Source organism: Cytobacillus luteolus, from assembly GCF_017873715.1.
Classification (GTDB): Bacteria; Bacillota; Bacilli; order Bacillales; family Bacillaceae_L; genus Bacillus_BV; species Bacillus_BV luteola.
Genome location: NZ_JAGGKM010000005.1, coordinates 231,011 through 256,410, shown reverse-complemented (window position 1 = coordinate 256,410; position 25,400 = coordinate 231,011). Strand labels below are relative to the sequence as shown.

Genomic DNA, 25,400 nt, shown 5'->3' with positions numbered 1-25,400 from the left:
CTCTTTTATTAATGTATAAGTTTATTGCAAATTTAATGATGCGATATAACCCTCTGCTCCTGTATCATTTACTCTCACTTTATACCAAGAGAATAAATTCACAAAATTAGAATCTTGGAACGGCCCTTCTAAAATGGTTACGGTAGTAGTTGCAGGTAAGACAGTATAAGCTACCCCTGTACGCGGTTCGATACGAAGGTTGGCGTTACCTGAAAGGACAACCTGATCTCCAGCAACATACATCTGAGTACTTTTCGTTTTTATCGTAGTTATATAATTCATCTTATTTGTAAATAACATTCTGTTGTCAACATAAGTTGTTAAAACTTCACTACCAGGAATAATTTCAGGTCTAACCCCAGCATAACGGTCCATCAAGCCAAACACCTTTAATTGATAAGGGTTATTTCCTGCGATAGAAGGATCATTCTTTTTCGAAAGACCATTGTAGGCCATAATTGCAAAATACCAATTTTCAATTGTACCTTTATCATTGTCATTTACAGTTGGTGTTCTTTTTCCACCATAATTCCATTTTCCTAAAAGGATGTCTGCACCAGCCTGGATGTTATAAACAGTGTCCCATTTTAAACGTTCACGATCATAGCTGTTATCAGTAGGGCCTAATGTTACCTGCATAATACCAATACCACCATCCCAACTCATATATGGTGTTCCATCAGCATTAAACTGTTTAAGGGCACTATTTTCTGCCGCTGCTATTGATTTTAAAACTTCCGGTGGAATCCCTCTTTTAATAGCTTCAAGGGTAAGAGTTTGTTTGATTTCTGGAATCGTTAATTCTACTTTTTTATAAAGACCTGGTACAACTTGCCCCGTAACACTTTGGACATAGTTAGCTATTCTAGTATACTGGCTAGACAATTGCTGAAATAGTAGCTCATTTGTAACCATTGGAGCTAGGGCTCTACTAGACTCTAAAAGACTAAGAACTTCGGATATTTTAGTTGGGTCCAATTTGGTCTCTGCATCATCTAATGAAATTTTAATTGATACAGGATGCATCATTTCGTTCCTTAATGTTTCAGCCGTCTTTTTATAATTATCACGAATTAAGTCTCTTGTAGATTGACCATATACACGGTCTAGTAAAATTGCTTGCTTACGAATTTCAGTTGATAATTCGTGATAGGCTTTTACTGTTTCTGCATCTAACATATTCAAGTCTTTTTTTGCCTGTAGCGCTGCTTTCTTACCATTAATTTTTTCTCCAGCAGTAATAGCATCAATATAAGCCATCGCTCTATTGATATGTAACAGCGATTTCTCCTCAAGTTGAGCTGTTAATACCTGTTTCTGATCTGTGGGTAGTTTATCTACCGCTATTTTAGCTTTAGAATATGCATCTTTTGCAGCATTATATTGAGCCCAAGGACGTATTTTCCCATCACCCGAGCCTTCAATAGATATAGACCATTTTAGAACAGTTCCAGCATTAACTGCTTTTTCTACTAAACTATTTGCCGTTTGTGCTGCAGATGCATTGCTAGGTGCAAGCATTGTAATACCTGTTGCTACAATAAGTGATGTGATCATCATGTGTTTCATCCGTTTTGAACTCATGTTGTACCTCCTATGTAATCCTAGTTACTCTTTGATTCTACTATTATTCTATCACAAATAAAAATTCCTAAAATAGGAAATCTACTTTAGGAATTTGTAACCACTTTATCTTTTGCTCGTTAACTCTGAATACACTATATGTGAGTCTATATTTGTAACGTATAGTCCTCCACCAAGATCGTATTGGCCGCCAAATTTATCATCGTACCCATACACACGATACTTTTCACCTTTTTGGAGAACACGAACTTCTTGTAGTTGATTATCATCTGTTCTCTTCCAAAGGTTAATAGATTCATTAATTGTAAGTACACCAATTTGTCCGTCTTTTACAGTCAGATTAGTACTAGAAGTGATAAATCTTCTTGCGCCAAGATATCTCGTTTTCCAGTAGCGTTCGTCTAAACTAGATATCATAATACCTTTACTTGAACTTGCGTGAATAAATTTATTATCGCCCACGTAAATCCCTGCATGTGAAGCACCGGACTTATATGTAGTAAAAAATACTAAATCTCCGACAACTATGTCTTTGTTACTCACCTTTTCACCAGCTTGATATTGATCTGCTGCTGTGCGTGGTAATGAGATATTAAATTTGTTAAAAACATAGGTCAAATATCCCGAACAATCAAAGCCTGATGATGGAGTAGTTCCACCGAACTTATATGAAACTCCTAGGAACTCTTTCCCATATGTTGCAATTTCTTCCCCGTGGCTTTCGGCAGCTGCGGTATTATTTCCAAATAATACTGTTGGAAAACTGATGATTATAGTTAGCACAAAGATTGACAAAAATTTTCTCATTTTTTCCCTCCAGATAATTATAGTAAACAAGCAATCTGCTATTTCTGTCCTAATTTTACAATATTTTCAGACAATGTAACATTTCAATTCTATTAAAATTACCCTCATATGTTACATTTTGGTAACAATTGAGAGATTTTTCTTGACATAAAACTACAAGCTTGTCTAATTTTGGTTGATTTAAATACTATTCTCGTACGAGCTTTAGAATTATTTACCATGGTAACAAAAAGCTAAAATAAATAGAATAAAAGGAGGTTTTTTATAGATTTTATTAATGGGGGAATTTAGGTTGAAAAGGTTTAGTTCCATTTTACTAGTAGTTATCCTATTAGCTTCTACACTATTGTCTGTCGGTAAACCAGTTTCAGCTGCTGATAGATATAAAGACGCTGAACAATTAGTACAAATAGCAGAACGATTTGCTGGTGCACTTAAATGGGAAATTTCGTTAGAATATCGTCAAACCAAATATTCTAAGGACCCAATCACCTATCCAAATATGACTTTGTATAATCAAACAAAGTTAGCAATGATTAATGCCCAAAATGCTTTAAAATACCTATCTTCTAGTCAAAAAGTACCATTAGAAAAAAGGCTACAAGAAAATGTAACGATTCATTTTACTAGAACTCAGGCTTATATTGATGCAATTACGTCTGGTAGGAAAATAATTGATAAGACCCAAGCTTATTATAGCTTATATGGTTTAAATCCAGCAGACGATCAAACCGAACAAGCCTATCATGACTTATCTAGTGAAATTAGAAAGCAGGCTATCTTACTTTACAGAGTGTATGGAAAGTCTACACGCGATGCTATTTTAGAAAAATTTAAGACTCCTGGTGAGAATGCACGACAAGCAACGAAATTTGCTATCAGTACAAAAATTGAGATAGATAAATTAAGTAAGTTACTCCAAAATAATGCTAGTTCTGCAACTATTGAGCAACAAGCAACTATTGTTAGAAATCTATTAAATGAGATAAGTAATTTACAAGTTCAGTCTAGTCTAAATACTAAATTTATAAGTGTTTATACGAACTCTACACTAACACCATCCACACTACCAACTTTAACTCTAAAAGATATTATTAAATTTGAGAAAAGTGTAGTTATGATTGAAGTCTATGATGAAAATGATGAGTACCTAGGACAAGGTAGTGGATTTGTTGTTGGTAAAAGTCTTATAGCTACTAACTATCATGTGATCGAAGGCGCTAAATATATTGAGGTTTTATCAGATACAGGTGAAGTAATTGCGATTGAAGGGGTTGCCCATTATGACTATGATAAAGATCTTGCACTATTAAAAACTAGTAAAGTAATGAGTTTAACACCTTTATCATTGGGAACAGCAGCTATACTTCAAAAAGGAGACCCTATTGTAACAATTGGTAGTCCAGAAGGTTTAATAAATACTGTATCTACTGGAATTATAAGTGGGTTAAGAGACTATGAGTATGACGGATTCACACAAAAGTTTATCCAATTTTCCGCTCCTATAACTTATGGAAGCTCTGGTGGACCCTTATTTACGATGGATGGAATGGTAGTTGGTATTAATACGTTTGGTTATGGTGATGGTAACCTTAACTTCGCGGTTATAATTGATGAAATTAAAAGTGTGATAAATGATTTAAATAAGTTACAACACTCTTCAATTGTGGTTATTCCATATTCAGATTTACCTGTATCTCAGGAAGAATATCCTGTGGCAGAGGAAACACCTGTAACTGGAGAGACAGGAGCTTTTGACCCTGGAAAAATGCACCTTAAAGACCTTGTCAGAGATTCAGTTATACACCCTACTCTACCAAGCATTTATTTTCTAAATGAAAACAAAGATTTAGTAGAATTAAACTATGAAACAGGTGGGGAAAGAAGAATTACCTTTAACCTTGTTCCTGAACGGTTATACTTTGCAAATAACGAAATTTATGTAACCCTCTTAAAAGGCGCTCATGACTCAACCTGGTGGGATGAAAATCAAGAAGGCGCAATTGCAATTGTTGACGCGGAAAGCTTCTTATTGTCAGATCAATTTAACATCGATCTAGATCCCTACGATATTGTAGCTGATTCGCAGAGCATTTATGTAACTTCTGGTTCTGGTCAATGGACAAGCATGAAGAGCTATGATCGTGAAACATTACTAGAAACATCAAGGGTTAATATTAGACAGCAATCCTATTTAGAATTACATCCTAATGAAGATAAGTTATATGCGATAACAACTGACTCAAGCCCTAGAAACATGGAAATGTTTAGAATAGTTAATGGTGTGCTTTCCGGAGGATCCACTCGTTCACCATACCATGGAACATACCCTCAAAATGTTAACTATGCTATTTCCCCAGATGGAAAATATATTTTTAATGGGTCTGGTGTTGTGTTTTATGCGTCTGATTCGAATGAAACGAATATGCATTACGTAACAAAGCTTTATCACTCATTTTCAGAAATTACGTTTGGTCTTGAGAATAATCAATTCTTTACAAGTACAAAAAATAGCTTAGATATCTATGATTACACTACTATGCAACGAGTGAAACGTTACGAAATGGATAGTGACATTCACCGAATGTTCTACCGTAATGGACAATTAATTGTGATTTCTAAAGAAACAGTTTTTAACTTACCGAAGTATGCAGTGAGTGTGTATGATGTAGTAGGTAATGAGATTTATTAGGTGATAGTAGCTAAAGTCTAGGAGGACTTTGGCTTTTTGTACTGTGAAGTATTGAGGGTTTGGCCGAAATATTTTGAGTTAAGGCCGATATAATGTTGATAGGGCCGATATATTTTTTATAAGGTCAAAATACCTTTCTTAAGGCCGATAAACATCAAGTAAGCACTCTTTTTACTCAGAAAAAAGACGTCAGGATTAGCCCTGACGCCTTTTTCATCATTTTTTCACTGTAACTTCTAGATAACTACCCTTCCACATTGCTTTTCCATTACTACCTGTCCATTTTGGATTGATAACGAGGAAATAGGTGCTGCCCTTTTTCAAATTTCCCTTTGGTGTTGCCATCACTTTATTTGTTCCACTAGCACTAAGCGTTAGCTCAACCTCTTTTCCGCCTACCTCAAAAAGTTGAACATCTGTTTTACCGAACTGTCCCCACTTCATTGTATGAGACATCTCTATTGTAAATGTCTTATCAACTGGAACATTTGTTAATGAAGCTAATTTTGTATACTTGCTTAGATTTGCACGTAGCATATCGTAGTGTGAGGTTAGTAACTCCGCTCCGGATACTGTTGTTTTATCTGGTTTTACACCAACACTATCAATTTTTGTTCCTTTAGGTGAGAAAAACTCTGAAGTTGTAAGCTTTACTGCACTTCCATCAGAAAGCTCAAAAAATTGCTGCATCGTTCCTTTTCCGTATGTTGTTTGCCCATAGAGAACTGCAGCTTTTTCTTCTTTTACAGCTGCGGCAACCATTTCAGATGCACTAGCACTATACCCATTTACTAATAAATGGACTGGACCTTCAAACACCTTGCTTGGTTTTATAGTTGGATAAACAGTTGGTAAGCTTACTCGATTTTTCAATAAATAAGCTTTGTTTACATTTTTAAAAAATCCCCCTACTTCTTGGGCAGTTGTGACTAAACCTCCACCATTATCTCGAAAGTCAACAATCCACCCATTCACATTACCTAATTTATTCATAGCATCTATCATTTCAGCTTTAGATTTTTCATTAAAGCTATAGAGTCTAATATATCCTATGTTCCCACTCAAGCGTTCAAAATCTACTGTAGGAAAGGTAATTACTTCGCGTGTAATAGTTACTTGAAGTGTACTATTAGTTGCTTGTCTTAGAACTTTTATTGTCGTTTGTGTACCTGCTTTTCCTTTAATTAGGTTAATTCCCTCTTCTACAGGTTTTCCAACAACTGATGTTCCATCAACTTCCGTTATTATGTCACCTGCTTGTAACCCTACTTTTTCAGCCGGACTGCCCTTATAAATGGAAACTAGTAAAATACCTTTTTCATGTTTTTCAACAGCTACCCCTATTCCAACAAACGTCCGATTTAGGTTCTCAAAAAACTGTTGAAATTCTTCAGGTGTAAAATAAGTAGAATGTTGATCTAAATGCTTTAAAATTGCTTCCGGGGTGCTTTCCTTTAAAACTGAATCAGATACCTCTTTAATATAATAATTATCAATATAATGCCTAAGCTCTTCTATCGGTTCTTCTGCTTGAACAGTCGTTCCAAATAAAAGCGAAATACTTAATAAAAAACCTAGTAATGCTCTTCTAGTAAACTTGGTAAGCAACTCTATCACTCCTAAATCCTTCTATTATTTAACATTATAACAGAGTCAGAGGATAATTTTGCTAGATTTAGTTAATAAATAATACCTAAGGATTCGACATATATTTTTCAAAGCATAGATAGTATTCTCTACCTTTTTTAATACCAGAGTAAGGAGATTGTAGAGATCTGAGGAGCTTTTTTGTCGTTGATTCTGAAGCTAGATTCAGAAATTTTCTAGCTTTTTGATTGGTAATGGTTGAGCCAATGAGGAGGGAGTAATCATACAGCGAGAAAATATGAGCATCCTGGGATTCTGTTGCACACGCCGGGCACACCCACTTCCCTCTCTTCTTCATTATTGGAAGAGCGAAGCAACTTGGACAATGGACACCTGATAGGAGGTCCTGCTCTGATAGACGGTACACTTCGAGTATATCTTGGTCTAGAGGAGTGTTAAGCTTGATTAGTCCTTTTGAAAGTTTCTTAATTTCGTTCTTTGAAAGTATATCTTCTTTGTGTTTTAGTTTTATATCCTCTATTTTTTCTGGAAGTAAAGAGCTACGGATAACCATTGAAGGGAGTTTGGATGCACTTTGGGATGGCTTAAGTAGTGAGTATGAGTTTGTAATCACAACCAGTGGGATGATTGGAAGAGGAGGGATGTTGAATCTTTCCAACAAGCCTTGTAGCTTGTTCCTATGACTTTTTGCTTGCTGAATGGGATCAGGATAAGCCTCCTCCTTATCATCCAATATACGAATCATTTGGCTGAAGGCTTGATCAAAAATGATAGTCCCTTTAAAATGTTTTGCTTCGAGAATACTAATAAATGAGGATGTAACTAGTAGTGTGTCCATCTGAAAGTGATGATTTTTATATGGAAGTCGTAGATCGTGGAAAATGTGGATGTCCTGTTCTGGTAGGAGGCTAAGATAAAAATCTAGGGATTGTTCACCCTTGTATCCAGCTAACCTTTTAGCAAAATCCTCTTCAATTTTAGGACGCTTGGGATGAGTTTGGGGTAATCTTCTTAGTAAAGCCTCTAATTTCAACAGCGATAATGGTTTTGTTCGGGGTTTTATAATCAAAAGTATACTTCCTTTCTTTATTTTTAGTTTGTATTCGACTAGTTCAGGGGAAAATCCTGCTGGTGGAGGCTAAGTTTTACCATGGGGTTATAGTGAATGAAGTTTTTTTTCGGTCTCTTCTTAGATTTATCGGCCTGTTCTCCTTCTTTTTCGGCCCGTCCATCGATTTATCGACATTAACTCATTTTTTTTCGGCCTCAACCGACATACCAGCCTTACACTTATTCACAACGATCATCTCCTCATCAATAATTCCACACAAAAAGACGCTTCCAAAAGCGTCTTTGTCACACCACTATGAAAAATCAGGCCAGTTTACTTGGAACTGATCACCTTCAATTTTCTCAAGTGTCTTATATCTAAATGGCATTAAATCAGATGAATCTTTTCCAATAAACTCTTGTGCAATCTGTAACGGAATGAGATCAAACTGGTCGTCGTTTTCCGATAAGAAAAACGCATCAACGATTTGACCTTTTTGTTTTGTATTTATTGAAAGAAAGGCAGGATAAAAAGTGCCATCCTTTGCTTCTAAAATCGCCTTTGCAGTAACTAAACCGCCTTTTTCGATTTCTAAATCAGCGTTGCTTGTTTTTTCTAGTGCTTTAACTGCCCATCCCTGTCTTTTATAGCCTCCAATGATGGTAGGAGGGTTCTCCTTAAGATTACTAGTTATTTCATTGATTTTCGTATTCTGATTTTTTTTAGACATGATCATCCCTCCAGTAAAAAAGGCAAGGCTCAAAAGTTTTTAAATTCTATAGTAATGTAATATTAAACATTATTTACGTTTATATACAAACAGGTATCTACATAGTTCGTCAATTTTAGCGTACTGCATTTTTTAGCGTACCATAACTTTTTATACAAATCAAATATTCTTGTGTAAATTTTTTAGAAAAGTCAGTAAATCAATCCGAAAAAGGGGCATTTTTGATAAATGCCCCTCAAATGTTTATTTATAAATGGCTTGAATATGGTCAATATAAATTGTACCAGCGTTTTTATTTGCGTCGTTTGTTTCCATGTATCTTACAGGCATTTCCAAACTTACTGGGTAAGCAACAGTTGTAGGAACCACTGCCTCAACATACTTCCAACCAACCCAATCTAGATTTTTTGTAAAATCAAGATGAACCTCTTGGCCATTTTTATCTCGTAATTGTGATCGTAGCCAGTGCCCCTGGCCATCACCGTAAACCCACATTCCAATCTTCTTAGGCTGTCCACTTATAGCAATTGCTTGAGATGGACCTGCATAGACACCTGATGTACCCGATGTCCCTGTGAAATCATAGTTAATTTTTAAAGAATGAACGCCAAATTTCACCTGGTCGGTTGCTAATTCAATTGTTGCAGTGTTATAGCGCGCACCAGAAGCCGTCCAATTACCAATACCTTTTTCAAAATCAGCTAATACTACATTTTCAGGCACACCAACTGTAACATTGATTGTAGACGTCACGCCACCAGCAGTAGCTGTAATCGTACCAATACCATCCTTTGTTCCAGCCGTAAAGACACCAGTTTTACTTACTGTACCAATGTTATTACTAACATTCCATATATAAATAGTTGGGTCAGTTACGATTACTTTGCCGCCAACTATTCCGTTTGGCGTTAATGTAATTGTTTCATTTTTATTTATCATAATATCTGGTTGTTTAAAATCAATTTTCTCTAGTGTGTTCACAACTTTAGCTTTGACTGTATTAGTTATTGAACCAGACTTTGCCGTAATTTGAGCCTCTGTTGGCGTATCTACTATTTTATAAATTCCATTTGTTACCGATGCAAATACAGGAGATGTAATTGTTGCTGGATTCGATAGAGCAACTGGATTATACGAAACATCTACACCTTTCACTGATAGATTAAGATTATTATAGGTTGCACCTGCAAATAGGGTTACCTCACTAGGGTTTACGATTAATTCATGAAGTGGTCCAACTGCCCACTTACTAATGAAAAGTAAGGAATTCGCTACAGAACGCTCAAATCCATCTGATGGTTTGTTAACGACACTCACATTCTGTTCACCAGCTTGACGTGCAACAAGAGTTGATGACCCACCACCATCAAACGTCATTGCATCAACTGCTCCAAGATCCTTCATCAAAACCGCAAGCTCAGATAATGTCATCCCAACACTTGTTGTGCTTCTTCCGTCCACAACAAGTGTGAAGATTTTCCCATCCCTTTTAATGCCGATCGCAGTTCTCGGATGAGCTCCTGTTATATCCCACTTTACAACATTTCCATTACTAACAAGTCTATATCTGCCACCAATTGCTTCCTTCACATCATGCCATTTTGGGTCTGTAAAAGAAGATGAAATTTCAATTTGATCACCAGGCTTTGCCGTCTTTAAATAATCACTAGCAAGATGGTGTCCAGAAAGAATGACTTGTCCACTCGAAAGGGCTGCACTACCTTTACCAATTTGAACTTCAGCTACAGTTCCTGTTAATTTCCCATTACCACTAATACTACCTGATAAATTGGTTAAAATAACCTCAGTACCTAGTTGGTTGGTTCTTGTTGTAGTTGAAAAATGAGGTGTGTACACGACTAAATGATTTGCACTTCTGATCCGATTAATTGAATCTATTTTATAAGTAGTTTGTCCATTAATACTAACATTAAGGGATACTTCCGGACTTCCAATGATTCCGTAACCATTCGCTTTCACGCCAAAAACAGCCAATTGATCTAGTGGAGTACGACTCGTTGCCAAAATCTCACCATTTTGCATCATCAAATCAATTGGGGTACCATTGCTATCAAAATAGTCGCCGTTTACCCCACCAATAACTGTGTGTGCTGTACTACTGTTATTTTTTGCTTGACTACTGACGGTTTCTAATCCAAATAACTGTCCTTTAGCTAATGAAGTTTGCATGCTCATATTTTGAATAGATGGATTAAAGTCTAACACATGAATTTGTTGTTTACCTCGTGAATGATTCACTGCTAATGATGTTTCAGTCACACCTGGAGCAACCTTTTTCGATAGTTGAGAAGTCACTTCACCATTTGATAATGTCACTTTTCCAGGCATTGTAGGGTATAACGCCTCTAGTTCAGCTAACTTTCGTTTTGAAGGGGTTTTATATTCTATAAACCCAGCCATATTGGTTATGTAATAACCGCCACCTAAACCATATTGTCCACCAAACTTGTTATCATATCGATATACACGATATTGTTCACCTGGTTTTAAGATTCTTGAAAATACTAATTTGTCACCAACACGTTGCCATAGATTTATAGGTTTAATGACTTTAACTTTCCCTACTTGTCCTTTAACCATTAACAATCCATCCCAATAAACACCTTTAACATGTGCCGCTTGGGAGATTGTAGGTGTTCCAATTAAAAGTCCTACAATCATTAAACTAACGACTATCTTTCTCCACATGATGCTTCCTCTCCCTTATGTAAAATTTCCTCTGTCTCTGTCTCTGTCTCTGTCTCTCTATCTATTATTATATGACAATATTAAACCTTTTTCGCTAGTTTTTACCAAATTTACTCAAAAAACATCTTTTGACCTAAAAGAAAAGTGTCAGACTATAGTCTGACACTAACCATTTCAACTAGATCCTGCAGCTATTCTTATTTGTTCTTGATGAGCCACATCAATTTTTCCATCAATGTGCCTTGTACTGTTATTAAAGTGGATATCAAAGTGTCCATTAAAGTTATTATTAGTAATATATTGCACATCATGTGGCATAAAGCTCATCGAGGCTGCTAATTTCCGTCCATTTACATCTACAACAACTGCTCGTTCTTTCCAGCTAAATCCTCCCCAGAGCCCTTTTGCAATCTCGGTGTCGGTAGCTGTTAAAGGCTCACAATCGGCATGGTTTGCACCAATGGTTCTTTTCACTTTAAAAGATACTCCTGTTTGAAAATCAGTAACGGTTGCAACCGCTCCTATTGGAAAAAGATACTGAGCCTCAGTCCACCAATCTACATATTCTCCGTGATTTAGGGTTGGTGTTTCTTTTACGGCTATTTGATATTGTGGGATACGAAGCTGTTGTCCAATTCGAAGGACAGACTGCGTTGTTAAGCTGTTATCCTTTAATAATTCACTTTGTGGGATTCCATACTTAACTGACAAGCCCCAAATTGTGTCTCCCTGGCTAACAGTATGTGAGATATACGTCTTGCTTGTAAGTGAAGGCACATCCCCCTCAATTTTCAGCCTTTGCCCCACGAATATAGTATCCGTAGTCAATCCATTCAGCTCTTTTATCTTCTGTACAGACGTTTTAAATTTTAGAGCGATGCCAGAGAGCGTATCATTAGTTTGTACTGTGTAAAAGCTTCCGACTGTTTCCTGAGTAACTGGTTGTAACGGACGAAAATCAACAAAACCACTCATATTTGTAATAAAGTGATTGCTTCCAACATCAAACTGGCCCCCAAAACGATCATCCATCCGGTATACGCGATACACCTCTCCGGGATTTAGTACCCTCACATACTCAAGTTTCCCATTTACACGCTTCCAGAGATTAATTCGTTTTTTAATATGAATATGACCAATTTCCCCACGTGGTCCTCTCACATCAGTATCAGGAGTAGGCAAACTTGTTTGAGTTGGTTCTTTCACTACTGTATTTGAAACACCCTCAAACTCTATGTAGCCTGCCATTTTGGTTATGTAGTGCCGGGCACCTACATCATACTGTCCACCATACTTCTGGTCTTCACCATAAACACGGTATCGTTCACCCGGATTTAGTACTCGTACAAATTCAAGTTTACCGTTAACATCCCTTTTCCATAGATTAATACGTTTAACGACTTTCACATAACCAATTTCTCCTTTAGGTCCTTTGAGAACGACCGAAGTGTCAGATGATTTTTGGCCAACAGTTGGAACTTTTAACACTTGTCCCACATGGATTATGTCGCTTGTTAAGTTGTTTGCCTGTTTCAACGAGTCAACTGATATACCAAGTTGCTTACTGATTAAATATAATGAATCCCCCGGTTTGACTATATATGTAGTTGCAGCGTTAACATTAACAGCTGTTGCAGTTGGTTCATTAGCTGAAACTTTATCTGTGGAAAATGGAATAACTGTTACTAAAATAGAACCCGCCATAACTCGGATTGCAGTTGCTTTAACCGACGGTAAATGGGTCTGTACATATTGAAAAACACTATATTTAAAACTCTGCTCTTCTTTTTTAGCTGAAAATTCATCTGCATATTCCGTAAGTTGTGGATCTAAATATAACGTAACAATTGTTTCTTCTTCTAATTCAGTTACTTTATGAGATAGGAACATGTTCAACCTCCTTACTCATAAGGTTTGAATTTCCTTTAAAAAACATACAAACTTTATGTTAAATAGGGCTAAAAAGAAAGAACCTGCCTTCTGGCAAGTTCTTCTCTAACTTATTCCAAATATTCAATTGCAAGAATCTCAACTTGATCAGTTAATACCCATTTACCATTTTCTTTCTTTACTACTTGAACAAATTCAACAACATTGTCTTTAAAATCTGATTCTACTAATGAAGTAGTCTGTAGCACAATGCGAACCGAGGCTGTATCTTCAGTTATTTCAAGAATGTCTATTTCAAATAACTCTGCTAGTAAATCATACATAGCAAAGGTTCCTTCAATTGTTGCTTTAGTCTGTGCTAAATTTGGATAATCAGAAGCCAAGTCAGCCATGTATCCGTCAACGTCTTCATTATTAAAAACATCTACATTACGTTCAATTAATTCGAAAACTGCCATTTCTTCTTCTGTAAAGAAATACTCTGATAATAGATCGTTAATTGCTGAAACAACAAGTTGATTTTTAATTTTGTTTAAAAACCCGTCTAATAGCTCTAACTGCTTTGTGATGGATGCTTCATTTGCATCTGTCTCAACTAGTGTAATCAGTTTGTCTAAAGTCATTTTTGCAGAAATAACAAGCGCAGAGTCATTTTTAGCTTTTTCTGCTGGGCCTTTGTATTTTGCAAGAATTGCTTCACGCGTTGATTTGCCATATACTCTGTATAGAAGTTTGGCTTGTTTTCTGATCTCAGATGTTAACGCATGATAAGCGGCTTCTGTTTGATCTGTTAACGGATTATCTGCATATAAAGCATTAAACTGATTTGTTTTTGCTACGATCTTATTACCCGAAACCATTGCATCTATATAAGCTTGTGCACGTATGTAGTGAACCTCAACATTGTCCTTTAAACGTTTTTCATATGCTTGCTTTTGAGATGCACTCAGTTTATTTACTTCTGCCATTGCCTTATGTAATGAATCTTTCGTAGCATTATAGAGCTTTTGATCAGGAATCTTTACCCCTTTTGTATATTCTACTGAGATTTCCTTTTTCAGTTTAGCTCCATTCGCCTCTGCTTGCTTTACTAACTTTTCAACCGCAGTTACACTAGCTTCAGCTGTATCAACTGGTAAGAATGCTAAAGTAAATAGAAATAACAACATACTAGATAAAACAATGATTTGTTTTTTCATCTTAATCTACTCTCCTATTACTATAGTAAGTTCACAAATGAGATAATACCATATGGAGGGTTTATTTAACCAGTGATAAATTGTAATTTTTTAGTAAATATTAGAAATAATTCACTTGACAATTATCCTTAGTTTCATAAAACTTTTTAGGTAAAATCCCTTGACTTTAGAGAATTTATCTGAATACTTATGACGTTAACAGTTTAGAAAAGGTTACATATTAATAGAAAAAATTATTAGTTATCGTTTCGTTTTTAGTTTGTCGGGAATTAATAGTTTGAGAGAAAGTACGAAGTGGTTTCTGAATTATATAGGGAAAATGAACTTTACTCATTAGATTTAGTTTTTGAACACCAATTATCTTCTTATAACAGCTTTTCTAAATTTGTTTATTTTTATCCACTTTTACCATAAATTCTACATATTCATTTAAGCAAGCTTAGTTTAAAATATAATTGTACACTAGCATATGGATTAAAGGTTTATATCTTGTGTGCTTACCTAACTGATAGAGTCAGTCATCGTTTGATGGCTGATTCTTTTTTAATATAATACCCATGCTTTCTATATATTTGGAGGGCATGCACCCACTATTATTAGCCGCTTTTAATGGAGGTTTGTATATCTTGTATCATTTCATAATAGGATAGAATACGCTGCCTTCCCAATCTTTTAGAAGTAATTATCTGGAAGTAAAGACTTTCATCAATTGAATACAACTCATACAACTTTTAAATCCCTCCAATATACATGAAAGTTTGTTATAACTGAGGTGGTGAATTCGTGAAAACAGGCCTCAAAAATAAGGAACTAGAGTTTTTATAAGCTAGTTCCTCTAATTTGACCTCATCAGTAGACTATTAATTTCATATTCATAACCATATTTCTTGAAGAACTTCTTTATGCAATTTCAAAACTCTCTGTTTAATGTTTTTTACATTACAAAACTCCACAGCCATGTCTTGTAGACGGTCAGACATCTGTATGGTTTTACCGCTAGTTCTTCCTGGAACAATAATCTTAGCAAAGTTATTATCAATATAAATACGCTGTATCAAATCTAACCTACTGGTCCCTCCATACATAAACTCCAATACAAAGTCAACTATCTCAAGGTTTTTTCCTTTCTATCCCGTTCTCCTTTTTGGCACAATCAAGCGTGAATTACCTACCCAGGTCATACCTCTTAATCAAATTACATTTACGTAAGGTACTCCGTGAATACATTAATAACTATTAAAATACCGAACGTACACACCAAGGTTTAGGTGGAAAAACACCAGTACCTTCACCTAAATATCTTTCAATCCATGTAAGGAGAAAGACTAAAAGCTACTCCTATATTGAATGGACTCTTCCATTCTCAAAAGGTAGCTTAAGCAATTTTAATTTTAAAATCCATATTTCTCTAAACCTTACATATGGAAGGTTCCTTTCATATGTCTTTCTTTAATATACAAGTATTCACTCGTATATTTCCCCTCATAGTTGCAATTACTTCAGTATATCTCGTTCACTGCACCTAGCAATTCTTCACCAAACACACCGTTTCAACTTAAGATTGACTTTTTGAAGTGCACAACAATTCCTTTTAATTCAAACTGTTATCACTTTTTCTATCCATACAAAAAAGCCCATCCTCAAGGCGTTCCTTAGATATCTTTAATGTTGCCTAAAGATTTTAACTTAATTAAAAATAGTGCAAGTTCAATATTGTTCCGGCCTAATCTATCAAACGTGGTTACCAAAATAATATCGACTAAACCATTATTAATTAATATTAATAATTTTTGGAACGATGTTCTATTTTGATTTGTTCCTGTCCTTTTTTCATCAACTAAGTACTCTACTATTTCAATCCCATGTGCCAGTCCATAATCTTCTATAAAGAAACGTTGGTTATCTATACTATCAGCTGGGTTTATTTCTCCCGATGTCCGTAGGTATGCATGTCCCTTTGATAGTCTCTTCAATTATCAGATAGGCCCCTTTCATTATTTTCAGTTAAGATCTTTTCATGAAATTTGACATATATACATTTCTTTAAAAAATCAACCAATATTAAATAAGGTAAAGAAATATAGGGTTGATAACAATCTTTAATTACTAGAGACGGCTGACTAATATTATTATGACCCATAAAATTATAGAATGACCTAACAAGAACGATTTGTTCCTTTATCTTACTTTGTTCCATATTATTTATTTCAATTAAATCCTTTAATTTTTGGGGTTGGTTATTATATTCCACTTGTAACTCTCTTAACCTTTGCTTTAACTGCCCTAATTTCTTATTTAGAAAAAAAAGTTGAATTCCTAGTTGTTCTCACTTTTCCATAAATAATCCATCAACCTTAACTTGTTTAAATCCATTTTCAAGTATATCTATAAACTCATTTCTTACTAAGTAAATATACAAGTCAATATCAAGATTATTTCGGCATGAAGGACATTTTAACTCAGGACCATTTACCTTCAAAGGCATAATACAATTTATACAAATTGATATATCAGGTATATATTTTTTTATTTTTCTTTTGTTCCCACTTACTTCCATATTTAGTTTCTCTTTTATGAAATGGAATGTTTCTAGGGTTAATAGGGGTTCCACTGTATTAACTGGTTCTAGATTTTGTCTCTTTACAAATACACCTGATATTATTCCGGCATATATTGGATTTTGAAGGATATATTTTACCGATTTATAATCCCATTCCTTTCCCTTTTTTGTTAACCCAAACTCTTCATTTAACCATTTTGTTATACTCCTTAAACTCATATGGGATAAATAAGCTAGAAATATAGATTGAACAATGATTAGATCAACCTTTAGACTCTTATCAAGAGTCCTTTCATTAGTTGCTAATAAAAGCTCTTTTTTATTAAGTTGAATATAGCCAATGGGTTTATAAGTTGAACGGTATAGTCCACTATTCACAACCTTCGACATTCTACCCAACCTTAGTTTTTGTTTAACCTTTCTCCTATCAACTGCAGCAAACGCAGCTTTCATTAGAAACGATTCCCTGAAGTGATGGGATTCTGTAGTTAAATTTTCTTCTACAAATACTACTTCTTCAACTAATTCAGTAATCTCATTAAACAATTCAATACTTGTAAGAAGGTCCCTTGCAAGACGATCTTGTGTATAGATAACTAGGATATTTATATTTTCCTCTTCATTTTTCAGCAACTTAAGCATTTTATCTAATTCCGGACGATGTTTTAGTACACCAGAATATCCTATATCACTAAATGTTTCAATCAACTCTAAACCATTAACTTCACAATACTCTTTAATTTGATGAATCTGATATTGAACAGATTCATTTTGGTCTTCAATCCCGTAGGGTCGTATTGATTTCCTAGCATAGCCTAAGGCTTTTCTTTTCATTAATCACACTCCATTTTTGATTTTTCTATTTTGCTGATGATGAGTCAGCTGTTTCGATGAATGTTTGGTTTAATTGGTAAAAGAACAATATTTACTAACTTCTAAATTATTAACTCACCTCCTAGTTAACTACTTTAGTTAACTATTAAACCTAAACTAATTATATAAGCTAAAAAGCATACCCTCATTTATTAGAGTGGTACGCTAGGAGTATTTTTCAATTTAAAACATATTATGCAATAATTTTTTAAAATTTTCATATCGCCATGTTTTAAAATATCTTAAAACCTTACATAGACACTTTTTAAACAACTTTTTATTTTAAATAAAAATAGAGGATTATCCTTATGATAATCCTCTTAATTTTAGAATATTTATATACTTTTTTCTGCAACAAAATGATATGGCTTTTGAGCAAAGGCAACTCAAAGGCTTTTAGCCACATTAAGTATCATTAAAAAAGGACTTCATTTAATCAGATAGACTTTTTGAAGTGTACAACCAGTACCTTCACCTACTTTTCTACCAACCCCTGTAAAGGAGACAAAATTAAAAGCTACTCCTATATTGAATGGACTCTACCTTTCATACAAAAAAGTAACTTAAGCAGTTATTAATACAAAAAACCATATTTCCCCTAAACCATACATATGAAAGGTTTCTTTCGTATGTCTTCCTTAAATTAACACGTATTTACTCATATATTTCCCCTTTTATTTGCCAATTACATAAGTATATCTTCTTTAACTACATCTAATAATTCTTCACCAAACTCCCTATTTTTCTCATAGATATACTTTTTAAGGTGCACAGGCATTTTATTTATATTTATCATAAAAAAGAGATTGTTACCAAAATTTCTTTTGGAACAACCTCTTTTTTTTATTAATAATAGCCTTATAACAATCTTATTGGTTTAACTTACTTAGTTACTGTGAAAGAAGTAAAACCAGCTTGTAGATTACCATTTGTATCTGCTACATCAAAGTCAGTAGCAGGTGCAATAGTAATAGTTTTTCCATATTCTGCTGGAGTTAAAGCTCTGCTTAATGTAAGGGTTACTTTGTTAGTTGTAGCACCTTCAGTAATAGTAATAGGAGTGCCAAATGTACTTACATCTACGCCATCAATTAACACTTTGAAGTCTACTTCTCCATCACCAGCAACTGAAGCAGCAACATTTTCACTGTATGTTATGTTGCTGTACATGATTATAATATAATTTTTATTTTCCGTTTATTACCTATAAAAGAAAGCTCTATAGAGATTTCTCTCTACAGAGCTTTCCAATATTATTAGTTGCTAGTTACTGTAATTGGTCCAACAAAGTTAACAGTATTTCCATTAACATCTGTTAGGTCAATTGTAGAAGCAGCTTTAAGAGTTAGACCATTTAATGATACTAGTGGTGTTCCTAGTGTAATAAGAACTTTATTAGTTCCAGAGATTGTTTCAACATCTGTTAAAGCTGTTGTAGATGTCCCTTGGAAAACATCGAAATCAGTTCCTACAGTTGCACTGTCAAGAGCTTCACTTAGTGTCACTTCGATTTCAGTTGCAGAAATTATTTTTGCACCTAGGACTGTTGGACGTACATTTTCCTTGAAGTTATAAGTAGAAGTTTCAGATACCATTACTGAACCAGCAGATGTTGCTACGTTACTTACAGTGTAATTACGAACACCATTAGTAGTAATTGCATCATGTCTTAATGTTAATTCAACTGTTCTAGCATTGCCTTTAAAGATAGCAGATTCGAAAGGTGAAGAAACGCCATCGATAGAGTAGTTACCAACATTTAAAGCTGTAGCCGCAGTTACATCACGGTCAAAAGTTACAGTAACTTTGTTACCAACTTGAGCATAACCAGATGTAACAGGTTTTGTAGCATCAACTGCAGTACCTAAAGTGAATGATACAGTGCGTGCTGCTGAATCGTTTGTTGCAGCTGAAGTATCCTCAGCCAATGCAACTGGTAGAAGTACAGTATAAGTTCCAGCTGTTGCAGGTAGTTTAATGCGAACAGATTTTTTATCTGCTCCTCTAGTAATATCCGCACCAGTAATTGGAGTTATAGCTTGAGTAATGCTGTTTGAATTAACATATGTTCCAGTAACTGACACTGCTTGATTAGCAGTAATTTCTTCGTTGTAATTAACAACTAAGAAACGTTCCGAACCAACAGTTTCAACTGTGTGGTTAACATATGCAGGAGCAGTTGTATCAGCAGATACTTGAACAACACGAGTAATAGTATCTAATACTAATCCAGCTAAGTCAGCAGCACTACTAATTTGAACTGATTGTACACCCGCAGTTAAATTAGTAACTCCAGTAAATGTAGCAATTGTTCCTGTTGCATCAAGAGTATAAGTAGAATAATTTCCAGCACCAACTGTTACAACAGCTGTATTTGCACGGATTTTTTCAGAGAAAGTAACTTGTAACTTGCCAGTATCAAGTGCAACTACGTTCGTTACTGTTGGTTTTACTGTATCACGGTCAGCTTTAACAACTGTAGCTGAAAGTGGGTTTGGACTTAATAAGTTTCCAGCAAAGTCTTTTAATCCAGTAAAAGTAAATGTATATGAAGCATCCTTAGTCATTGTTGAAGGTAAAGAAACAGTGAATGATTTTTTATCAGCAGCAAGAGTGATGTCTGCATCAGTAATTGCAACAGTTGTTCCTCCAGAAACTACTAATTTAGAAGCAATTAGAGCAGCCGTTTCATCTAATGGCTCACTGAACGAAAATTTAGCAAGTCCAGATGGCTCGTAAGATACACCTGCAAAAGTTGGACGAGTTGTATCACTTGCAGAAACAAATGCTTTATATTCTGCAACCTTAGTTGCGCCAGCTTCAACTTTATTTTGAGCTACTTCAAAAGCATATGAACCGTTCCATGTTGTAGTAGCAACTAATGTTAAAGTTTTACCATCAGCACTTAGGTAAGCATTGTCTGATAAACTACGAGCATCAGTTGAATTTAAAGTTATAATATTAGCAATTAAATCGTCAGAGCTATCAATAACTGAAGCTTTTGTAATAGCTTTGTTGAAAGTGATTTGTAATTCTTTAGCGTTAATCGCACTTACGCCAACAACTCTTGGAGTAACAGTTGCTTCAACTTGATCAATTTTAGTTGAAAGTTGTGTTTTAAATGTAGCAGATACTTTTTCAAGGTATTTTTTAGCCTCAGCAAGGTATGCTTCTGCTTTATCAAGGTCATTTCCAGTAACAAAACCTTGAGCTTTGTCTAACGCCATTTTAACAGTTACATCGTAAAGTACAGAAGCTTGAACTTTTTCTGCAGCTACTTTGTAGTTAGTACGGATAAGGTCACGAGTTGATTGACCGTAAACGCGGTCTAGTAATTTGTTTTGTTTACGAGCTTGAGCAGTCATACCGTGGTATGCTTTTTCAACTGCGTCTAGGTTACCACTAGAGATAGCAGCTTCAAGAGCTAATCTAGCTGTAGTGATGTTCTCACCAGCAGTGATAGCATCGATGTAAGCCATCGCTCTAGAGATTTGTAGTTTAGTAGCTTCTAATTTTGCAGAAGCAACTGCTTTGTCAGCAGCTGAAAGACCAGCAACTGCAGCCTCTGCTTTAGCTAATTTAGCTTTTGCATCATTGTAAGCATCCCAAGGACGAGTTTGACCGTCACCAGTTCCCTCGATTGAGATAGCCCATTTTAGTACTGTTCCAGCATCTACTGCTGCTTTTACTTGTGCATCAACGTTAGATGCTGCTTGAGTTGGTGCTGCTGCTACGAATGCAGATGCAGCGATCGCTGTTGAAGTAGCGATTTTGATAGCTTTTTTCTTCATAAGATTAGTATTCTCCCTTCAGATATGTAAATATCCTTTTTATTCTAGCAATGAATGAGGTCATCTGTTTATCTATTTATCATGTTCTCTCATTGCTTACCTAACTATTAAAATAGTATACTAGAACTTTCCTGGTAATGCAATACTTCCCAAAAAGTTTAGTATATTTACCAATGGAGTGTTTTATTACCACATCAGTTATATACATTATAATATACTATTTCTTCTTAGAAATAAAGCAATTTCTAAGACTTTTTGTAACAATATGGGATTATTTGACGAATTTTTTAACAATTCAATCAACATTCTCCCATATTCTTACTATATCTTTTATATCGACCTTTAACAATATGTTTTAAGCAAAAGTAATATTCCAATTTTTTCTTAAATTCTGTGGTCTATTTTATAGATAAATAGTAAAATTGTAGTAACAATCGAGAAAGGACAAACCAAAATGCCTATAAAAACCTACCATAAGATCGTTTCTATCTTACTACTAGTCTGTTTTACTTTTCTATTTATAAAAGATGTACAAGCTATAAGTTACCCAGCAATCGTTTCTTCGACACCTTCTCCTAATAACTTACATACACCGATAGATTCTGTTATTACGGTTACATATAATGATAAGGTGAAAAATGTTTACTCTAGTTTGGTAAAATTATATGAAAAGACAAGTCTTGGTTTTACGAAAGAAGTTTTTCTTCAAGACGTGAAAAAAGACAATGATTCGATAAAACTCATAACGTTGAATGAGTTGAAGCTAAATAAAGAATACAAGGTTGTCGTGCCTGCATATGTTGTCGAACTTAATAATGGATATTACCCACATGAATATACGTTTACATTTTCGACGAACTATATGGAGTTTTATGAGTTAATGGTCTTAAATGAAGCAAAATTGACTCAGGTTTTATCAATTTACTCACCTCGTCAGCTTAAGGTATTCACTCCAAAACGTTATATTGAAGAGGTACATATTTTACATAAAAACAAAGGTAAATTTGAAGATAATCAAATATCAACCGATGGTGTTACGAATATCGACATTAAAACAATAGGTACGGAAGTTAAGAACGTACATGTCGATATTAAAAAAGATGGAAGACTTGTTAACAAGGGGTTTGCTAGAAAGTTCAATTATGATTCTAAAACTGGATCACTTAACTTTGATATTGGATTTTCAAAGATGCCCGGTTATTATGATGTAATCGTGAGAGTTTTTGATATGAATAACCAAGAGATTGATGCCAAAATAATTAAATTCGGAACTACTGATGGAAAGTTGATTACTGATATAAAAGAAACATATAAATACGAGACAGCTGGGAAGTCGTTCACTTTACAACAGCTTCTTGCTGATGAGAAGTTGTTTAACACACTAATGAAAGAAAATGAGATTCGCAAAGTAAAAGTTCAGGTCAATTCAAGACCATGATGAAAAGATCAATTGTTTACAAGATAGTATTTATTGTACCAATTGGACTATTGCTAGGATTAGTTCTTTATTCACCATCCACTCTCTCATTGACGGAGGATCAACTACCCTCACAGGTAACAAGTAATCCTAATAAGGAATGGACTGTTTCATTTAATATGGCGGTTTCTCCTGCAACTGTTTCTGCCAACACCATCTATATAGTAGATGAAAATAATAAAAAGATTCCTTCAAAATTATTAGTCGGAAAAGATGGGTTAAGTGTTACAGTTACCCCTCGTACATCTTATATAGAAGGTGCTCAGTATTATCTTATTGTGGATGATGCTCTAAGATCGACTAAGAAATTGTTTTTATGGGCTGATACCGTTATGCCGTTCAAATACAAAAAAAGCAATGCAACATCAACGAGGGCTAAGGAACAAGCCGGTGAGGATAAAAAGCCCGCTGCAGCGATCTCCAGTATTTCGGTAAAGAGCAAGCATTTTACCTATTTATCTGAGTTCACGGTTCAAACAACAAATAACTCGATTGTAAAAATCATAATTGAAGGATCTGAAATGCAGTATGAAGGTAATAACACATTTACTGCGAACCTAGCTGGTATAAAATCAGGCGACAAACTGTCTATTAAAGGCTATAATTCTGAAAATAAAGTTGTGGAAAGATTATCTTATGATGTGGAATGAGGCACTCTATGTTTAAAAAAGTCATTCTAAGCTCATTACTAACTTTTATTATTATAACGAATCTCATTTTATGGCCATATTTGTATAAAGAGTTCAAAGCTGAAGATACGTTATCTGATTCAGCTGAACAAAGTGTCTCTACCGAAACGGCCGTTAGTGAAGAAACTGTATTGCCAGACGCGGATGAAGTCGAAGATGAAAAAGATCAGAATGATGAAGAACAGGAAGAAATTACATCCGAGGATTCTAAAGAAGAATTTAGAGTGATTGACATTAAATAATTTTTTTTAATAAAATATGAAACTATTTTAATTCTAAAACGTCTAATAAGTACACACACTAGCAAAATGGGTGAATTTGTTTTCCATGATCAGTGTGCTTACCTAACTTTTGAGAGTGCCTACATAAAAGTAGCAACTCTCTTTTTTTACACAAAAAATATCCCCGTCTGATTTAAATCAGGCGGGGTATATCATTATTTATGGGTATAATTTTTGGCTGCTGTAGGAAAACTAGCTTTCTTCCAAACATGTGTTTCCTCCATAACCTCATCGGATACTAAGAAATAATCATAGCGGACCATACCTTTTCGATCCGGTACGGGATCATTCCAGGTTGCGTCTACATGATACCACTGTCCATCCAACTTAACCAGATTCCAAGAGTGCGGAATCCCATCTCCCATTCCTGAGATATATTTCGCTTCAATTCCTAATTTCGAAAGAAGTAAATTCATCGTTTTCGAATACCCATCACATACCGCCACATTCTTCACTAAAACTCCATAGATGCTATAGGATTCACTTGGAAGTGTATTTGAAAGTAAGTTTTGATAGTCATATTCAGAAGTTAAGACAATATAATCATGTACTTTTTTAACTTTTTCATAGTTTGATAAGTTCGTATCAATGCTTTCTATAATTGCCTTTATTTTAGTATCTAGTTCCTGCCTCATTTTTTGAACATCAGATGGTGTATGTGAGTAGGTAAAGGTTAGTTCGCCATTAGACTTGTAGTGTGTTCCCCTATAATAAAAAATTTCTGGATTCTCAGCATTTATTTGCTCAAGGGTTTTTGATAGTTCAATAAAGTTTTTACTAAATTGTTCATCTAAAATAGCACGATCGTTTGTTTTTATAGCTAGAGACTGTATAGTAACCTTATCTTTAACATTTTGAATTGTATCAAGTAGGACAGCATACAAACCCTTTTCCTTTGTAATTACAGAGGGGTGATTTGCTCCTGTTCTTCCGTTTTGCGCTTGCTGTTTACATGCAAGACGTTCAATTTTTTTCTTAGAAGGGGTTGTATAAGTTATGTTTACGGGGTTTTTCGTAACCCATAGATTTGCCCCTAAACCATATTGTCCTCCAAACTTCTCATCATAACGGTAGACTGAGTACTCTTCTCCTGGTTGCAATATACGAGAGAATACAAGCTTATTATTTTCACGGGTCCAAAGGTTGATAGCTTGTTTAACAGTTACTTTTCCTATTTGCCCATCTCGAAGTTTTAGTTTCCCCCACCAAATATTAGTGTCTGGTCCTACTCCTTCACAAGAACTTGTTGCCATTACACCTGAATTGCCTACTAACAAAAAGGATAAAGTTGCTATTACGATAATTAGTTTTTTCATCTATGTATCCTCCGTATCTCTGCAGTTTATTAATTATTCCACAGATAGACGGAATTTCCCTCTTTTAACGCAAAAAATCCCTTCTCTACTAAGAGAGAAGGGAGAATACTAACGTAATTAAATGTTTATTACTTAAGATAAAT

Annotated in this window: 17 protein-coding genes; 4 read left to right on the top strand and 13 right to left on the bottom strand. The window is 34.8% G+C overall.

The genetic code is table 11. From position 1 onward, the window contains the following. Nucleotides 1-21: 21 nt before the first annotated feature. Nucleotides 22-1,584 (bottom strand): hypothetical protein, encoded by a 1,563-nt coding sequence (locus tag J2Z26_RS15730; protein WP_193534566.1) that lies wholly within the window; start codon nucleotides 1,582-1,584, stop codon nucleotides 22-24. 105 nt (nucleotides 1,585-1,689) lie between these two features. Further along, nucleotides 1,690-2,391 (bottom strand): C40 family peptidase, encoded by a 702-nt coding sequence (locus tag J2Z26_RS15725; protein ID WP_193534567.1) that lies wholly within the window; start codon nucleotides 2,389-2,391, stop codon nucleotides 1,690-1,692. A 292-nt stretch (nucleotides 2,392-2,683) separates the two neighbouring features. Here J2Z26_RS15725 and J2Z26_RS15720 point away from each other — a divergent pair, with 292 nt between their 5' ends. Further along, nucleotides 2,684-5,083 (top strand): trypsin-like peptidase domain-containing protein, encoded by a 2,400-nt coding sequence (locus J2Z26_RS15720; RefSeq protein ID WP_193534568.1) that lies wholly within the window; start codon nucleotides 2,684-2,686, stop codon nucleotides 5,081-5,083. Between the two features lie 216 nt (nucleotides 5,084-5,299). Here the strand turns inward: J2Z26_RS15720 and J2Z26_RS15715 are convergent, their stop codons facing one another. From J2Z26_RS15715 to J2Z26_RS15670, 10 genes are all read right to left on the bottom strand, one after another. Further along, nucleotides 5,300-6,691 (bottom strand): S41 family peptidase, encoded by a 1,392-nt coding sequence (locus J2Z26_RS15715; protein WP_193534569.1) that lies wholly within the window; start codon nucleotides 6,689-6,691, stop codon nucleotides 5,300-5,302. Nucleotides 6,692-6,776: 85 nt separating this feature from the next. Next, nucleotides 6,777-7,760: a nuclease-related domain-containing protein gene (locus tag J2Z26_RS15710; RefSeq protein WP_193534570.1), complete on the bottom strand. Its 984-nt coding sequence runs from the start codon at nucleotides 7,758-7,760 to the stop codon at nucleotides 6,777-6,779. Between the two features lie 295 nt (nucleotides 7,761-8,055). Further along, entirely contained in the window at nucleotides 8,056-8,472 is a 417-nt protein-coding gene (locus J2Z26_RS15705) for a hypothetical protein (RefSeq protein WP_193534571.1), read from the bottom strand. A gap of 243 nt (nucleotides 8,473-8,715) precedes the next feature. Continuing rightward, on the bottom strand, nucleotides 8,716-11,181 hold the full coding sequence (locus J2Z26_RS15700) for a phosphodiester glycosidase family protein (RefSeq protein ID WP_193534572.1): 2,466 nt from the start codon (nucleotides 11,179-11,181) through the stop codon (nucleotides 8,716-8,718). Nucleotides 11,182-11,355: 174 nt separating this feature from the next. Next, nucleotides 11,356-13,071 (bottom strand): muramidase family protein, encoded by a 1,716-nt coding sequence (locus J2Z26_RS15695; protein WP_193534573.1) that lies wholly within the window; start codon nucleotides 13,069-13,071, stop codon nucleotides 11,356-11,358. A 110-nt stretch (nucleotides 13,072-13,181) separates the two neighbouring features. Beyond that, nucleotides 13,182-14,270 carry a hypothetical protein gene (locus J2Z26_RS15690; protein WP_193534574.1) on the bottom strand — a complete coding sequence of 363 codons (1,089 nt, stop codon included), beginning with the start codon at nucleotides 14,268-14,270 and terminating at the stop codon, nucleotides 13,182-13,184. A 1,652-nt stretch (nucleotides 14,271-15,922) separates the two neighbouring features. Then, complete coding sequence (locus J2Z26_RS15685; RefSeq protein WP_193534576.1) at nucleotides 15,923-16,243, bottom strand: recombinase family protein; 321 nt, start codon at nucleotides 16,241-16,243, stop codon at nucleotides 15,923-15,925. Between the two features lie 353 nt (nucleotides 16,244-16,596). Next, a complete protein-coding gene (locus tag J2Z26_RS15680) occupies nucleotides 16,597-17,664 on the bottom strand; it encodes a recombinase family protein (RefSeq protein WP_193534577.1) in 1,068 nt (355 codons plus the stop codon). A gap of 921 nt (nucleotides 17,665-18,585) precedes the next feature. Then, nucleotides 18,586-18,873 (bottom strand): hypothetical protein, encoded by a 288-nt coding sequence (locus J2Z26_RS15675; RefSeq protein WP_193534578.1) that lies wholly within the window; start codon nucleotides 18,871-18,873, stop codon nucleotides 18,586-18,588. Between the two features lie 86 nt (nucleotides 18,874-18,959). Then, a complete protein-coding gene (locus J2Z26_RS15670) occupies nucleotides 18,960-21,494 on the bottom strand; it encodes an Ig-like domain-containing protein (protein ID WP_193534579.1) in 2,535 nt (844 codons plus the stop codon). Between the two features lie 454 nt (nucleotides 21,495-21,948). Between J2Z26_RS15670 and J2Z26_RS15665 the strand changes: the two genes are divergently transcribed. Genes J2Z26_RS15665 through J2Z26_RS15655 form a run of 3 tightly spaced genes read left to right on the top strand, consistent with a single transcriptional unit; the run spans nucleotide 21,949 to nucleotide 23,902 of the window. After that, nucleotides 21,949-22,932 (top strand): Ig-like domain-containing domain, encoded by a 984-nt coding sequence (locus tag J2Z26_RS15665; protein WP_193534580.1) that lies wholly within the window; start codon nucleotides 21,949-21,951, stop codon nucleotides 22,930-22,932. Beyond that, nucleotides 22,929-23,621: an Ig-like domain-containing protein gene (locus tag J2Z26_RS15660; protein ID WP_209794382.1), complete on the top strand. Its 693-nt coding sequence runs from the start codon at nucleotides 22,929-22,931 to the stop codon at nucleotides 23,619-23,621. The genes J2Z26_RS15665 and J2Z26_RS15660 overlap by 4 nt, the downstream gene beginning before the upstream one ends. 8 nt (nucleotides 23,622-23,629) lie before the next feature. Then, on the top strand, nucleotides 23,630-23,902 hold the full coding sequence (locus J2Z26_RS15655; protein WP_193534582.1) for a hypothetical protein: 273 nt from the start codon (nucleotides 23,630-23,632) through the stop codon (nucleotides 23,900-23,902). Between the two features lie 194 nt (nucleotides 23,903-24,096). On the opposite strand, the gene J2Z26_RS15650 is transcribed toward J2Z26_RS15655, so the two are convergent. Further along, a complete protein-coding gene (locus J2Z26_RS15650) occupies nucleotides 24,097-25,257 on the bottom strand; it encodes a transglutaminase domain-containing protein (RefSeq protein WP_193534583.1) in 1,161 nt (386 codons plus the stop codon). Between the last annotated feature and the right edge of the window lie 143 nt (nucleotides 25,258-25,400).

What these genes read in the sequence shown, in the direction of transcription:
- J2Z26_RS15705 (WP_193534571.1), bottom strand. Translation starts at nt 8,472, where the DNA reads ATGTCTAAAAAAAATCAGAATACGAAAATCAATGAAATAACTAGTAAT.
- J2Z26_RS15695 (WP_193534573.1), bottom strand. Translation starts at nt 13,071, where the DNA reads ATGTTCCTATCTCATAAAGTAACTGAATTAGAAGAAGAAACAATTGTT.
- J2Z26_RS15675 (WP_193534578.1), bottom strand. Translation starts at nt 18,873, where the DNA reads ATGTACAGCAACATAACATACAGTGAAAATGTTGCTGCTTCAGTTGCT.
- J2Z26_RS15650 (WP_193534583.1), bottom strand. Translation starts at nt 25,257, where the DNA reads ATGAAAAAACTAATTATCGTAATAGCAACTTTATCCTTTTTGTTAGTA.
- J2Z26_RS15700 (WP_193534572.1), bottom strand. Translation starts at nt 11,181, where the DNA reads ATGTGGAGAAAGATAGTCGTTAGTTTAATGATTGTAGGACTTTTAATT.
- J2Z26_RS15660 (WP_209794382.1), top strand. Translation starts at nt 22,929, where the DNA reads ATGATGAAAAGATCAATTGTTTACAAGATAGTATTTATTGTACCAATT.
- J2Z26_RS15655 (WP_193534582.1), top strand. Translation starts at nt 23,630, where the DNA reads ATGTTTAAAAAAGTCATTCTAAGCTCATTACTAACTTTTATTATTATA.
- J2Z26_RS15670 (WP_193534579.1), bottom strand. Translation starts at nt 21,494, where the DNA reads ATGAAGAAAAAAGCTATCAAAATCGCTACTTCAACAGCGATCGCTGCA.
- J2Z26_RS15665 (WP_193534580.1), top strand. Translation starts at nt 21,949, where the DNA reads ATGCCTATAAAAACCTACCATAAGATCGTTTCTATCTTACTACTAGTC.
- J2Z26_RS15680 (WP_193534577.1), bottom strand. Translation starts at nt 17,664, where the DNA reads ATGAAAAGAAAAGCCTTAGGCTATGCTAGGAAATCAATACGACCCTAC.
- J2Z26_RS15730 (WP_193534566.1), bottom strand. Translation starts at nt 1,584, where the DNA reads ATGAGTTCAAAACGGATGAAACACATGATGATCACATCACTTATTGTA.
- J2Z26_RS15725 (WP_193534567.1), bottom strand. Translation starts at nt 2,391, where the DNA reads ATGAGAAAATTTTTGTCAATCTTTGTGCTAACTATAATCATCAGTTTT.
- J2Z26_RS15690 (WP_193534574.1), bottom strand. Translation starts at nt 14,270, where the DNA reads ATGAAAAAACAAATCATTGTTTTATCTAGTATGTTGTTATTTCTATTT.